We start from the raw sequence: 13273 nt of genomic DNA, 5'->3' as shown, positions 1-13273 counted from the left end.
GGGCGGGAATCCCATCCGCGCGATGGCACCCGTGTCACGGATCCTCGACGGCGAAAGCGTAAACTTATCGTTATGCGCACGCACATCACCGGTGGGACCCGAGGTTGGACAGGCTGGATCCTGCTGCTGTTGCTGGCCGCGCCCGCCGCCGGCGCGCATGCGCGCCAGGCCGAGGACGCCCTTCCCTCGCTGAAGATCGCCACGCTGGAACTGCCGACCCAGGACGATGCCCAATGGCAACAGCGGCGTGACCAGGTGCTGCAGCTGCTGGAGTCGATGCAGCCGGACGTGATCGCGGTGCAGCGGGTGCTGCAGACCCAGGGCCGCAACCCCGCCTGCTGGCTGGCCAGCCGGCTGCGCTACAGCTGCGATTTCGTCACTGCCGATCCGCCCAGCCAGCCACTGCGCCACGGCAGCGCCATGCTGACCCGGCTGCCGGTGACCGATGACGCCGTCACCCTGCTGCACCCGCCGGGGCAGTTCAGCGCGGCCGGGATGCTGCGGGTCAAGCTGCGCGAGGAACTGATCAACATCTACGTGGCCCGGCTGCGCCCGGAACCGGACGACGCGCAGATCCGCCGGCACCAGACCACCGATCTGATGACCTGGATCGGCGCGACCGCCGACGGCCTGCCTTCGCTGATCGCCGGCGACTTCTCGGCCGAGATCACCGAGCTGGTGGGAAGTACCCCGGGCTTCCAGCCGGCCCGCAAGAACCCCGGCGAACGCGTGGATCCGCCGTCGCTGGCCGGCGCGGCACGGGGCCACGGCCTGGACGTGCTGTTCCAGGTGAAGCACTTCGGCGGCATCCGCCAGGACAGCATCAAGCTGCCGGCCAGCGAGGGCGACGCTGCGGCGATGCGGCTGGGCACCATGGCTACCCTGCGCCTGCAGACGCCGGAAAGCACCAGCGCGCCCTGACCGGCACCGTTTGCGGGGGCGCAACGAAAAACGGCCAGGCATCACTGCCCGGCCGTTGGTGTTTCAGGTGACCGTGCCGATCAGGCGATGGCTTCCTGGTAACGACGCTCGACTTCGTTCCAGTCGACGACGTTGAAGAACGCGCCGATGTATTCCGGGCGACGGTTCTGGTACTTCAGATAGTACGCGTGTTCCCACACGTCCAGGGCCAGGATCGGCGTGTTGCCGTCCATCAGCGGGCTGTCCTGGTTGGCGCTGCTTTCGACCACGACCTTCTTGTCCGGGGTGACGCTCAGCCAGGCCCAGCCGCTGCCGAAGCGGGTCAGCGCGGCCTTGGTGAAGGCCTCTTTGAACTTCTCGACACCGCCCAGCTGCGAATCGATCGCCTTGGCGACGTCACCGACCGGAGCGCCGCCGCCGTTGGGCGACATCACGGTCCAGAACAGAGTGTGGTTGGCATGGCCGCCGCCGTTGTTGCGCACGACGCCCTGCAGGTTTTCCGGCAGCGACTTGGTCTTCTTGACCAGCTCTTCCACCGGCAGGTCGGCATATTCGGTGCCTTCCAGCGCAGCGTTGACGTTGTTGATGTACGTCTGGTGATGCTTGGTGTGGTGGATTTCCATCGTCGCTGCGTCGATATGCGGCTCGAGCGCGTCGTAGGCGTAGGACAGCTTGGGGAGGGTATAGGCCATGTGGTTCTCCTGGTAGCTCACTCACCCGGCAAAGACCGGGCGTTGCGGAGTCGATGATGGGGATGGCCGACAAGCTTACCAAGGGCGATGTAAAGGAAACTTCGTCCTGCGTGGTCGATGGCGTGTCGGGCGCGTTACGCGACAGTGACGGTGTACGCCGCTGCGGCGCAGGACCCGCGGTGCAGCATGCCTGTTCGGCTGGGCCTCACCGTGCCGGGCGATGATCGCAGTAGAGTAGTGGCCTCGCCCCTCTTCGCTGGCCCCTCATGCGCAAGCCGCTGTTGTTGTTGATCGCCATCGTGCTGCTGGTGGGAGGCCTGGCCGCCATCAAGCTGGCCCAGCGCCCGCCCGCGCCGCAGTTCGCGCCATCGCTGACCCAGCCCGACAGCGCGCCGGCCGCCCCTGCACCGACGTCATCGAGCCGGACGACGCGCGATCCCCTGCCCCCGTTCCTGCCGGCCGAAGCGCGCGACACCATCGCGCTGATCCAGCGTGGCGGCCCGTTCCCGCACCGGCAGGACGGCAGCATCTTCAGCAACCGCGAACAGCGGCTGCCGCAGCGGCCGCGCGGCTATTACCACGAATACACGGTGGACACGCCCGGCGCAGGCAATCGCGGCGCACGGCGCATTGTCACCGGCGGCACACCCCCTACTGGCTGGTTCTATACCGATGATCACTATGAAACGTTCCGCAGTTTCGACGTTCCACCTGCCGGGAGCTGGCAATGACGCATGACGGATTCGAGTTGGGCCTGCACGACATCAACAACGCCGGCATCTATGCGATCGGCAACGATGATGTCGCCCCGTTGTCGGCGGCGATGCGCGATGCCGGCCTGCGTGTGATCCAGATCGACCTGGCCGGCTGCCAGGACAAGCGCACTTTGCTGATGCGGCTGGCCGCCCGCCTGGACTTCCCGACCGGCTTTGGCGGCAACTGGGATGCACTGACGGACAACCTGCGTGACCTGGCGTGGCTGCCGGCCAATGGCTATGCCCTGTTCTTCAACGACGCCGATGCGCTGCGCAGCGAGGCGGGCGCGGAGTTCGACACGCTGCTGGATGTGCTGGACGAAGCCAGCCGCTACTGGGGCGAGAGCAACGTGCCGTTCTGGGCGTTCGTCGCGCTGCAGGACGCGGACGTGGAACCGGACGCGGACCCCGCACCGTAACGCCCAGCATCCGGCAGAGTCACGCCATGCGTGGCTGCGAGGCGCCGTGACACCCGGCCGAAACCCAGCCACGCATGGCGTGGTGGCTCTACCCGCCGCCGAGGCCGCGCCTCATCGGCTGCCGTTGTCTTCCTGCAGTTCCTTCTTGAACGGGATGTCTGGCGGCGGACGCGCGATGGCTGGCTGGTCCTGCATGTTCGGATCGCTCAAGCCACAGCCGCCGCCGAACTGCAGCACGGAGATCACGCAGGAAATCGACGAGCTCGTGCCAGGGATCGGAATCTCCACCGCCTTGATGCCCTTGCGGACCCATTCGGCCAGCAACGATTCGTTGGGCGCCCAGTATTTGTCGAACGAGGTCGGGGTGTAGTCGTACGGCGGGCGCTTGAGCCAAGTGCCGGACTGCGCAATGCGCTCTTTGCTCCAGCCATCTTTCTCGCCGCCCGGTGCGCCCCGCTCACTGTTGCCGTGACCCTCCTGGCCGGGCACGCGCACACTGCCATCGGCCTTGAACAGACTGCTGCCATTGCCCTGGGTCGCACTGACGGCACGGCCATTGAGATCGGCGTCCTGCGGATGATTGGCCGCGCCCCAGTCATCGGACCGGTTGGGCGTGGTCCAGCTGCCGGGCGGTGCCTTGGATGGGCTCGCCGGGGCGCGGGTCGCGGCCGGCGCCGTGGACGTGCTGGCCGCCGTGCTGGCATTGGCGGCCGCCGGCGCCGTCGCCGTACTGCTCGCCGCGGCCGGTGATGGCGGTGCCGGACGCGGTGCGGCGTTGGGCACCGCGCGTTCGCGCACGGCGACCTCAGGCGATCGGCCCGGTACGGCCACCTCGCGCGTGGGCAGCGTGGCCACGTTCACCGCCGGCGCGGTCACCGGCCGGATCTCGCGTTCGCGGACCTGCACCTCACGTTGCGGCACGGTGGCCTCCACCCGGGGCCCGGCAATGGCCACGGTGGGAGTCGGGGCTTCGACCACCGTGACCTGCCGCTCCTGCACGGTCAGCTCGGGCGTGCGCAATTGCGGTTCGGCCGTGCGCGGGGCCGGCACGGTGGTACGCGGCGTCGGCGCTTCCACCGTGACCACGGTGCGCTCACGCACCGCGATGTCCTGCGGCTCGCGCGTCACCACCCGCACTTCGGTGCGCGGCACGCTGGTCGGCGGCACCACGAAATCGGTCGTGGCCTGGGCCACCTCGGTCGCCTGGACGGGCTGCTCCACCGCCGGCGTCGCGGGCGCCGGTGGCGCCGGTTGTGGCTCGCTTGGCGGTGCCGGCGCCGCGGTCGGCTGCGGGGCCGATGCTGTGCGTGCATCCGCCTCGGCCTGCGCCATCGCCTGCGCATTGGCCATCGCCGCAGCGATCGCCGCGTCCGCCGTGGCCGGCTCGGCAGCGGCCGGTGACGCCCCTTGCTCCTGCTGCGGGGTGCCGCGGCCGACGAACGCCACCTGCACGCGCCCGCTCTCGCCGCCCTGTTCGGGCTCGCTTGGCGGGCGAATCAAGGCCACCCACAGCAACAACAGCGCGAACATCAGATGCAGCAGCGCGCTGATCAGCGCCGAGGTCCAGCGCATCCAACGCTGATCGCGCGGGGCCGGGTCCCAGCCCTGCCAGAGCAGCCGGCGCATCGCCTGGACGAAACTCAGTTCGGGCAGGCGCCCACCCGCGGGCATCGGCTCACGCCGGGCCAGTTCGGCAAGTACTTCGCTGGCCCGGAACGGCCGCGGCAATGGCGACAACGCGCGCAGCCACAGGCCCCACCCATAGGGGAGGCCCGTGGTTTTTTCGAGAATGCGCTTGTCCGGCTGGCGAGCCAGCAGCCAATCGAGGATGTCGTCAGCCCGGCGCAGTGGCACGCAGCGCGATCAGGCAGCCGTGCCGCGGGGAATGTACGGCGCGTCGCCACTCTCGTGGTCGGTCGCGTCGCGCACCGCGGTGATGCCGGGCACACGTCCCATCAAGGTCTTTTCGATGCCCTGCTTGAGCGTGACGTCGGCCATGCCGCAGCCCTGGCAGCCGCCGCCGAAGCGCAGCAGCACCACGCCCTCGGCCGAGACTTCCTGCACTGCGACCTTGCCGCCATGCGAGGCCAGCTGCGGATTGACTTCGTTCTCCACCACCCAGCGCACCCGCTCGACCAGGGAAGAACCTTCCGTCGGCGCCTCGCCCTTGATCTTCGGCGCCTTGATGGTCAGCTGCTGGCTGCCGGTGGCGTTGGTGACGAAATCGATCTCGGCGCCATCAAGCCAGGCCACGCTGGTGGCGGCCACGTAGAGGGTGAAGCCATCGCAGTCCACCGCCCACTCATCACCGAGCAGCTCGCCGGGATCGGCGAACTCCAGGCGGGCATCGGCGCGCGGGGTACCCGCATCGACGGCGGTAAGGCGCACACCCATGCCGGGCACGGCCTCACGCTCGATCAGCTTGCGGAAATAGGATTGGGCAGTGTCGGATATCTGGATCATCGGGCTATTCTAGCCAATCCCTTGTTATGCGCTCATTCGGTTTATACACCCGACCGCGCATTGTTCAGTCATCCAGATGTGGAGGAACCCATGGCCGACCTGATTCCGCTGGCGCAGGCCCATTGCGTGCCGCGCAAAGGCAGCGACCACAAGCTCGGCACCGCCCGGGTCACCGAGCTGCTGGCCCAGATTCCCGGATGGGAGCTGGCCGAGGCCGGCCAGGCGCTGACCCGCACCTTCCGCTTCGACAACTACCACGGCACCATGGCCTTCGTGAACGCCCTGGCCTGGGTTGCCCATCGCGAAGACCACCACCCGGACCTGGGCGTGCATTACGACCGCGCCGTGGTGCGATTCTCCACCCATGATGTGGGTGGCCTGAGCGAAAACGACTTCATCTGCGCGGCGAAAGCCTCGGCCCTGACGGAGTAAGCCCATGAAACTGCAGTACATCGTGCTGTCCAGCCTTGCCGTGGCAGCCCTGGCCGGCTGCAACAAGACGCCCGAACAACCGGCCGCCCCGGTCGCTGCGCCCACCGAGGTCGCCGCGGTCAAGACGCCACCGCCGGAGTACCCCATCGAACTGGCCTGCCAGGGGATCGGCGGCACCAGTACCTTCAAGGTCACCATCGCCGCCGACGGCCAGCCCAGCCAGGTCCAGCTCGCCAGTGGCAGCGGCAACGCCCAGCTCGACGAGCAGGCGCAGAAGGCGGTCCAGGCCTGGCAGTTCAAGGCGGGCACCCGTGCCGGGCAGACGGTCTCGACCACGATCCAGGTACCGGTCAGCTTCAATCCGCCGCAGCCCAAGCCGGACGAGTGCTTCGCGATCGAAGAACGGCTGCGTCGCGGCGGCTGATCGCCGCAGGGTGTTGAGGTCAGCCGCCGCAAACCGCGCATCATGGATCGTCAAGGCGTCCGTCGGATCGACGCGTCGCCACGCGCCCGGTGAACACCGCCCCCACGGAGCACCGCATTTCAGCGGCCCGGTGGGGAGGTGGGGACCGCACGGCGCACTTTTCTCGTACAAGGACGCGTTGGCGGATGCCTGATATTTCCACTGAAAACGTATGGATCGCCCTGGCGGTCACCCTGGCCGCCGGCCTGGCCACCGCGCTGGGCAGCCTGATGGTGCTGTTCTCGCGCCGCCCCAACCCGCGCCTGCTGGCGTTCGGGCTGGCGTTTGCCGGTGGCGCGATGGTTTTCGTCTCGCTGACGGAGATCCTCAACAAGGCCATCGATTCATTCACCCAGGCCTATGACGCCCGATTGGGCTTCGCCTACGGCACCGCGGCCTTCCTGGTCGGCGTGCTGCTGATCGTGGTGATCGACCACCTGATCCCGAACCCGCACGAGAGCCTGGACAAGCAGGACCCGCTGTTCCGCGACAACAACAAGGCCTACATCAAGCGGGTCGGCCTGCTGACCGCCGTGGCGATCACCGCGCACAACTTCCCCGAGGGGCTGGCGACGTTCTTCGCCACCCTGGAGAGCCCCTCGGTCGGCATGCCGCTGGCCTTCGCCATCGCCATCCACAACATCCCCGAGGGCATCGCGATCGCGGTGCCGGTGTATTTCGCCACCCAGAACAAGTTCTATGCGTTCGGCGCCAGCCTGCTGTCCGGGCTGGCCGAGCCGATCGGTGCGGCGATCGGCTATGTCGCCCTGTCCGGGGTGCTCAACCATGCCACCTTCGGCTGGGTGTTCGGGATCATCTCGGGCGTGATGGTGTTCCTGGCCCTGGACGAACTGCTGCCGGCGGCCAAGCGCTACGCCAAGGGCCACGAGACCGTCTACGGCCTGGTGGCCGGCATGGGCAGCCTGGCGATCAGCCTGGTGCTGTTCAAGTGGTGATGCCGGGGGTTCTAGCCCGGCAACTCCGGGCCCTTTCAACCGGGTAACGTCAGCGCAGGGCCCCACCGCCCGGTAGTGCCGGCCGCTGGCCGGCGCTTCCCTTGTCGGTCGTGATTGTGCAGAGCCGGCCAGCGGCCGGCACTACCCTCCGTTCGGCGCGGCTTTGACGGCCTTACTTGAGCCGGTTCAACACCTCGACCAGCTCCTCGGCCAGCGGCGCATTGATCAGATAAGGGGTCTTGCCCGCATCCAGCGCGAACTCCAGCGAGGCCGCGTGCAGGAACAGGCGTTTCAGGCCGATCTGCTCACGAAGCCGCTTGTTGACGTCCGGATCGCCGTATTTGTCGTCACCGGCCACCGGATGACCCAGATGCTGGGCATGCACGCGGATCTGGTGGGTCCGGCCGGTTTCGATCCGCACTTCGCAGTACGAGTGGCCCCCCTTGCGCTCGAGCACCTTGAAGTGGCTGATCGACTCCTTGCCGATCGGATTGACCTGCACGTGGCGCTCGCCACCCTGGCGCAGGCCCACGTGCAGCGGGGCGTCCACGGTCATGGTGCCATCGGGCATGCGGCCGGCCAGCAGCGTCAGGTAGCGCTTGCGGATGCCGGCGCCGTGGTCTTCACGCAGCAGCGCCTGCAGCTCGCTCAGGGCCGAGCGCTTCTTGGCCACGATCAGCAGGCCGGAGGTATCCCGGTCCAGACGATGGACCAGCTCCAGGGTCTTGCCCGGCCGCAGTGCGCGCAGGGTTTCGATGGCGCCGAAACTGATGCCGCTGCCGCCGTGACTGGCCACGCCCGACGGCTTGTTCAGCGCCAGCAGCCGATCGTCTTCGAACACGATGGCATCGTCCAGCCGCTTCATGAACGCGGCCGGCGGCCCCGCCTTGTCGCCCTCTTCGTTGAGACGTACGGGCGGCACCCGGACTTCGTCGCCGCCCTCCAGCTTGCGCTCGGCCTTGGCGCGGCCGCCATTGACGCGGACCTGGCCACTTCGCACGAGCTTGTAGATCAGGCTGCGCGGTGCACCCTTGAGCTGGCCGAGCAGGAAGTTGTCCAGGCGTTGCCCGGCACGGTCGGCCGGAACAGTGATGATACGTACGCTGGTCATGGCTTCAGCGGCTTTGGGGGTGGGCTCGGTAACGGTCATTGGCCTTTTATTCTGTTACACTCGGCGGGCGAGATAAGGGATTGATTTCGTTGGAAGTTGCTCTGGGCCAGAAGCCCGACTTCCCGCGATTCCGGCACAGTGCGCAGCCACCGCCCCCGGGGCGGCCATGTTAGCGGCTCACCGGCGGTCCCGGCCATCGCCGGATGTCTGACACACATTCGCGCTGAACATGTCCCTGTGGCGCTCCAGCCTGGCTGAAAGCTGCCTCCGGCCCAGTTACACCCAAACCAAAACAAATGAAGCGCTCCCGCGGCCTGCCGTGGTGTCGTAGCGCTGGAAACCCAAACCGCCCTCCCCGCGCATGCGCGATGGGCGGTGAAGCGTGACCAGAAGCGAAACCCCATGGCGTTCCGCGCGGTAGCAGCGCGCGAGGAACGCAAGAATGAAGCGAATGCTGATCAATGCCACGCAGGCTGAAGAGCTGCGGGTAGCCATCGTGGATGGCCAGACGCTGTACGACATCGACATCGAACAGCCGTCCAAGGAACAGAAGAAGTCGAACATCTACAAAGGCCGCATCACGCGCCTTGAGCCTTCACTGGAAGCGGCCTTCGTCGAGTACGGCGGTGAGCGCCATGGCTTCCTGCCGCTGAAGGAAATCTCCCGCGATTACTTCCAGGCTGGCGTCGACCACAACAAGGCCGGCATCCGCGAGCTGCTGCGTGAAGGCCAGGAAGTCGTGGTCCAGGTGGACAAGGAAGAGCGCGGCAACAAGGGCGCTGCCCTGACCACGTTCATCTCGCTGGCTGGCCGCTACATGGTCCTGATGCCGAACTCGCCGAGCGCCGGTGGCGTCTCGCGTCGCATCGAGGGCGAAGACCGTGCCGCGCTGAAAGACGCGCTGGACAAGCTGAACATCCCCGACGACATGGGCGTGATCATCCGCACCGCCGGCGTCGGCCGCGATGCCGAAGAACTGCAGTGGGATCTGGATTACCTGCTGCAGGTCTGGAAGTCGATCGCCGAAGCGGCACTGACCAAGCCGGCCTCGTTCCTGATCTACCAGGAATCGCGGCTGATCGTGCGCGCCCTGCGTGACTACCTGCGCGCCGATGTCGGCGAGATCCTGGTGGACACCGAGGAGCTGTACGAGACCGCCCAGGAGTTCATGCAGCAGGTGATGCCGCAGACCCTGCGCAAGCTCAAGCATTACAAGGACGACATCCCGCTGTTCAACCGCTTCCAGATCGAATCGCAGATCGAAGGCGCGTATGAGCGCAATGTCCGCCTGCCGTCCGGCGGCTCGATCGTGGTCGACCAGACCGAAGCGCTGACCGCCATCGACGTGAACTCCTCGCGCGCCACCAAGGGCAGCGACATCGAGGACACCGCCTTCCAGACCAACCTGGAAGCGGCTGAAGAAGTGGCCCGCCAGCTGCGCCTGCGCGACCTGGGCGGCCTGGTGGTCATCGATTTCATCGACATGGCCTCCAACAAGCACCAGCGCGAAGTCGAGAACCGCCTGCAGAACGCGCTCAAGTACGACCGTGCGCGCGTGCAGCTGGGCCGCATTTCGCGCTTCGGCCTGATGGAAATGAGCCGCCAGCGCCTGCGCCCGAGCCTGGGCGAATCCAGCCAGATCGTCTGCCCGCGTTGCGATGGCCATGGCCGCATGCGCAGCGTCGAGTCGCTGTCGCTGTCCATCATCCGCGTGGCGGAAGAGCATGCGATGAAGGAGAACACCGGGCAGGTGCTGGTCCAGGCCCCGGTCGAGATCGCCAACTACCTGCTCAATGAAAAGCGCAGCGCGCTGCGTGAGATCGAACAGCGCCACGACGCGCCGATCGTGATCGTGGCCGATGAGCAGCTGCACACCCCGCATTACGAAGTGACCCGCCTGCGCGAGAACGAGCTGGGCGAAGAGAGCGGCAAGCCGAGCTACCAGCGCGGCACCCCGCGCAAGCTGCCCGTGCATGCACTGACCAAGGCCCAGCTGAACATCCCGGTCGCCCCGGTGGTGACCCAGGTCAAGCACAGCCAGCCGGCCCCGGTGCGTGAAGCCCCGGAACCGGTGGCCGCACCGGCCCCGGTCGCCGCCCCCGTGGCCGCCCCTGCCGCCACCGGCGTGGTGGGTTGGCTCAAGCGCATCTTCGGTGGCGAACCGGCCCCGGCCGCCGCACCGCAGCCGAGCAGCCGCCCGGGCCAGGACGGCAACCGCAGCGGTCGCAACAAGGACCGCAACGGCAAGGACCGCAACGGCCGCCGCGATGAGCGTGGCGAGCGCGGCGGTAACGGCAATGCGCAGGCGCAGGGCCGTGGCAAGGACCGTGGTGAGCGTGGCGAGCGCGGCCCGAAGGGCGAGCGTCGTGACGAGCGCCGCCAGGACACCGCCGCACCGGCCAATGGCAACGCAGCACAGGTGCAGGCGCCCAGCCAGGGCAAGCCGCGCAACGAGCAGCAGCCGGCCAAGCCGCGCAATGAAGCGCGCAATGACCAGCAGCAGCCGAAGCTGAAGCAGAAGCAGGGCCAGAACGGCCAGGCCAAGCCCCAGCAGAATGACGGCGACAAGCCGGCCGTGAGCGAAAAGCCCGCGCGCCAGCCGCAGGCCGATGCACCCAAGCCGACCACCGCTGCCCCGGTCGCCGCCGATGCCGCGGTGATCGCCGCCGCTGCCGTGGTCGCCACCGATGCTGCTGCATCGGCTGCCCACGCGCAGGACGCGACCAAGGCCGTTGTGGCCGAGGACACGCAGGCTGCAGTGAGCGAGGCCACCGAACAGGGTGACGCCCCGGCCAACGCCGAAGACGGTACCGGCGAAGGCGCTTCGCGTCGTCGTCGCGGTCGTCGCGGTGGCCGTCGTCGTCGTCGTGGCAACGGTGAGCAGGCCGCCGGAAGCGATGGCCTCAATGGTGACGAGAACGGTCTGGATGACGAGGGCGACGATCAGGATGGCGATCAGGACGGCGACACCGCCGCCCCGGCCGAGCGCCAGGTCGCCAACCATGGTCAGCCGCAGCCGGAGTTCGAGTTCGACGACGAATCCGGCAACGCGCCGGCCGCCGCCGCTGTCCAGGTCCAGGCCCCGCGCCCGGCTCCGGCAGCCGCTGTCGCCGCTGCCGCTCCGGCGGCGGTGGTCAGCAGCCCGGTCGTGACGGCGGGCCACACCGAGCCGACCCCGGCGCCGGTGGCAGCACCGGTCGCCGAAAAGGCACCGACCCCGGTCGTTGAAAAGGCCACTGCCCCGGCAGCCGAACCGGTCGCCGAGAAGGCCCCGGCCTCCTACAACGACCCGGTGCCGTTCGTGGAAAGCCCGAAGCCGACCCCGGCCGCTGCGCAGCCGGCTGCACCGGTGGAAGCACCGCGTGTGGTTGAACCGGTGGCTGCTCCGGTGGCTCCGGCTCCGGTGGCTGCTCCGGCGGCTCCGGCTTCGGTGGCTGCTCCGGCGGCTCCGGTTCCGGTGGCTCCGGCTCCTGTCGCTGCTCCGGTGGCTCCGGCCCCGGTCGCTGCTCCGGTGGCTCCGGCTCCGGTCGCTGCTCCGGCGGCTCCGGCCCCGGTCGCTGCTCCGGTGGCTCCGGCCCCGGTGGTTGCTCCGGCGGCCCCGGTCGTCGAGACCGCCCCGGAAGAAGTGAAGGAGCCGACCGCCGCGCCGGTGCAGACCAGCATGCTGGATGCCGTCGATGCGACCCAGGCCCCGGCACAGCCGGCAGCCCCGCAGGCCCGCACCGAATCGGCCCCGGCCGGCCCGGTCGTGCATAACGGCCAGCTGTTCGGTGCGACCGCCAGCGAAGCCCCGGCCACCACCAATGCCGCCGAACAGGCCGCCCAGGCCGAGGCCCGCGAGGACATCCCCACCGATGCCCCGCAGGCCGACGAAGGCGACAAGGCTGACCAGGAAAAGAAAGACACGCTCTGATCCTGGGTGAGTGACGCAACAAACAGACAGCGGCCTTCGGGCCGCTGTCTGCGTTTGGGCGGTTGGATGGCGGAGCCAGCGGCGCGGGTCAGGCAGTCATGATGGCGGCGTTGAGCGTATCCACGCACGGCGTGGATCTACACAGGCCGTGGGATGCAGCAAGGGTAGATCCACGCCATGCGTGGATCCCGGATCGGTCGCATCAAGGGCAGATCCACGTCATCCGTGGAGGCAGCCGGTAGCGCGCTACACCATCACCGATGACGTGGCGCGCGCCTCAGGGCGTCGTCGCGCCAGCGTTGCCGGTACCCGGCGCGAACTGCAGCCGGGTCCACACGCCGTAGTGATCCGAGGCCCAGCGGCCATCGGCGTACGGCTGATCGAACAGGAGCTTCGCTTCGCGGGCAAGCAGGCGATCCTGCTGGAAGAAGATATGGTCGATGCGCGATGGCGCATCGTAGTAATGGCGGTTGAGCGTGCTGACCTGGGCCAGCTCGTTGTTGACGTGCACGCTGCCGTAGCTGTCGCCGTAGTGATTGCGCAGCTCGCTCAGGTCACCTGCATCCACCAGCGCGTTGAAGTCCCCGGCCACGACCACCGGCGCATCACCTGCGGTCTGCGCGATGAACGTCAGCAGATCGGCCACCTGCTCGCCGCGGATGCGGCTGCCCACCTCGTCCGAGCGCTCGTTCAAGTGCGTGGCATAGACGTTGACCGGCCGACCGTCCACATCGATGCGCAGATGCGCCACGGTGCGGTAGTCGTTGATCGGTGCCAGCAGGTGGTCGTTGCGCGTCAGCACCGGGCGCCGGGTCAGCAGTGCATTGCCATAGCGCTTGAAACGGCCCGGCGGATCGGTGGAAACGAACTGGTACTCATAGCCCAGCTTGCGCGCCAGCCATGCGGCCTGGTTGCGCACATGGGGCTTCTGGATCACCTCCTGCAACGCGATCGCATCGGGCTGCAGGGCCTGCAGCTCCCGCAGGATCACCTGGCGGCGGGCCGGCCAGTTTTCGCGGTCGTGGTGCAGGTTGAAGGTGACCATGGTCATCTCCTGCCCGGCCCCTGCCCCTGCGGCCTGCGCCATCGCGACCACCGGCGCGAACGCCAGCACGGCGGCCAGCAGGCCGCGCCTCATTCTCGTCATC

Annotated in this window: 12 protein-coding genes; 7 read left to right on the top strand and 5 right to left on the bottom strand. The window is 68.1% G+C overall.

The features are described 5' to 3' along the window. Nucleotides 1-72 precede the first annotated feature (72 nt). On the top strand, nucleotides 73-921 hold the full coding sequence (locus tag ORK51_RS12980) for an endonuclease/exonuclease/phosphatase family protein (RefSeq protein WP_019182896.1): 849 nt from the start codon (nucleotides 73-75) through the stop codon (nucleotides 919-921). A gap of 80 nt (nucleotides 922-1001) precedes the next feature. On the opposite strand, the gene ORK51_RS12975 is transcribed toward ORK51_RS12980, so the two are convergent. Further along, nucleotides 1002-1613 (bottom strand): superoxide dismutase, encoded by a 612-nt coding sequence (locus tag ORK51_RS12975; protein ID WP_019182895.1) that lies wholly within the window; start codon nucleotides 1611-1613, stop codon nucleotides 1002-1004. Between the two features lie 266 nt (nucleotides 1614-1879). Between ORK51_RS12975 and ORK51_RS12970 the strand changes: the two genes are divergently transcribed. Both ORK51_RS12970 and ORK51_RS12965 read left to right on the top strand, forming a co-directional pair. Beyond that, nucleotides 1880-2344, top strand: coding sequence for a guanyl-specific ribonuclease (locus ORK51_RS12970; RefSeq protein ID WP_019182894.1), 465 nt, complete (start codon nucleotides 1880-1882; stop codon nucleotides 2342-2344). Further along, a complete protein-coding gene (locus ORK51_RS12965; protein WP_019182893.1) occupies nucleotides 2341-2787 on the top strand; it encodes a barstar family protein in 447 nt (148 codons plus the stop codon). The genes ORK51_RS12970 and ORK51_RS12965 overlap by 4 nt, the downstream gene beginning before the upstream one ends. A gap of 111 nt (nucleotides 2788-2898) precedes the next feature. Here ORK51_RS12965 and ORK51_RS12960 read toward each other — a convergent pair whose 3' ends face one another. Both ORK51_RS12960 and ORK51_RS12955 read right to left on the bottom strand, forming a co-directional pair. Continuing rightward, the gene (locus tag ORK51_RS12960) at nucleotides 2899-4641 is read right to left on the bottom strand and encodes a hypothetical protein (RefSeq protein ID WP_266085130.1); all 1743 of its coding nucleotides are present in this window, start codon (nucleotides 4639-4641) and stop codon (nucleotides 2899-2901) included. Between the two features lie 9 nt (nucleotides 4642-4650). After that, complete coding sequence (locus ORK51_RS12955) at nucleotides 4651-5250, bottom strand: NfuA family Fe-S biogenesis protein (protein WP_019182890.1); 600 nt, start codon at nucleotides 5248-5250, stop codon at nucleotides 4651-4653. A gap of 90 nt (nucleotides 5251-5340) precedes the next feature. On the opposite strand from ORK51_RS12955, the gene ORK51_RS12950 reads away from it, so the two are divergent. From ORK51_RS12950 to zupT, 3 genes are all read left to right on the top strand, one after another. Continuing rightward, on the top strand, nucleotides 5341-5682 hold the full coding sequence (locus tag ORK51_RS12950) for a 4a-hydroxytetrahydrobiopterin dehydratase (protein ID WP_019182889.1): 342 nt from the start codon (nucleotides 5341-5343) through the stop codon (nucleotides 5680-5682). Nucleotides 5683-5686: 4 nt separating this feature from the next. Continuing rightward, nucleotides 5687-6106 (top strand): energy transducer TonB, encoded by a 420-nt coding sequence (locus ORK51_RS12945; RefSeq protein ID WP_019182888.1) that lies wholly within the window; start codon nucleotides 5687-5689, stop codon nucleotides 6104-6106. Between the two features lie 185 nt (nucleotides 6107-6291). Beyond that, nucleotides 6292-7101, top strand: coding sequence for a zinc transporter ZupT (zupT, locus tag ORK51_RS12940; RefSeq protein ID WP_070425510.1), 810 nt, complete (start codon nucleotides 6292-6294; stop codon nucleotides 7099-7101). 172 nt (nucleotides 7102-7273) lie between these two features. On the opposite strand, the gene ORK51_RS12935 is transcribed toward zupT, so the two are convergent. Next, the gene (locus ORK51_RS12935) at nucleotides 7274-8251 is read right to left on the bottom strand and encodes an RluA family pseudouridine synthase (protein ID WP_429000671.1); all 978 of its coding nucleotides are present in this window, start codon (nucleotides 8249-8251) and stop codon (nucleotides 7274-7276) included. Between the two features lie 403 nt (nucleotides 8252-8654). On the opposite strand from ORK51_RS12935, the gene ORK51_RS12930 reads away from it, so the two are divergent. Next, nucleotides 8655-12125 (top strand): Rne/Rng family ribonuclease, encoded by a 3471-nt coding sequence (locus ORK51_RS12930; protein WP_266085128.1) that lies wholly within the window; start codon nucleotides 8655-8657, stop codon nucleotides 12123-12125. A gap of 277 nt (nucleotides 12126-12402) precedes the next feature. Here ORK51_RS12930 and ORK51_RS12925 read toward each other — a convergent pair whose 3' ends face one another. Continuing rightward, nucleotides 12403-13263 carry an endonuclease/exonuclease/phosphatase family protein gene (locus ORK51_RS12925; protein WP_429000670.1) on the bottom strand — a complete coding sequence of 287 codons (861 nt, stop codon included), beginning with the start codon at nucleotides 13261-13263 and terminating at the stop codon, nucleotides 12403-12405. Between the last annotated feature and the right edge of the window lie 10 nt (nucleotides 13264-13273).

Source organism: Stenotrophomonas sp. RIT-551 (assembly GCF_026241915.1).
Taxonomy (GTDB): domain Bacteria; phylum Pseudomonadota; class Gammaproteobacteria; order Xanthomonadales; family Xanthomonadaceae; genus Stenotrophomonas; species Stenotrophomonas bentonitica_A.
This window is presented reverse-complemented; position numbering and strand designations above follow the sequence as displayed.